This is a genomic window from Psychrobacter sp. GW64-MNA-CIBAN-0177 (assembly GCF_040309585.1).
GTDB classification, from domain to species: domain Bacteria; phylum Pseudomonadota; class Gammaproteobacteria; order Pseudomonadales; family Moraxellaceae; genus Psychrobacter; species Psychrobacter okhotskensis.
Genome location: NZ_JBEOOY010000198.1, coordinates 1 through 276 on the forward strand (window position 1 = coordinate 1; position 276 = coordinate 276).

A 276-nucleotide genomic window follows, 5' to 3' on the forward strand; every position below is an offset into this window, starting at 1 on the left:
GTTTTTAGCTTAATGCTACCGGCGGGTATATCAAGCTCGTCATGAGCAATCAGCAGCTGATCATTATCAATGCCATAAAAATTTACCATCGGCACAACAGAATCACCAGACTTATTCATAAAGGTTTGTGGCAATAATAACCGCACATCATGCCCATGAATCTGCCCACGACCAGTCAGACCGTGAAATTTTTTGTCAGGACTGAGAGTAATATTAAACTGCTCGGCTAAATGAAAAACAAACCAAAAGCCCGCATTATGGCGCGTAAACATATAC

General features: G+C 41.3%; 1 protein-coding gene. It reads right to left on the reverse strand.

Annotated elements, in window-relative coordinates; all coding sequences use genetic code 11:
• A partial coding sequence (locus tag AAEY79_RS14760) for an aminoacyl-tRNA hydrolase (RefSeq protein WP_407074209.1) occupies positions 1 to 276 on the reverse strand: 276 nt, incomplete at both ends.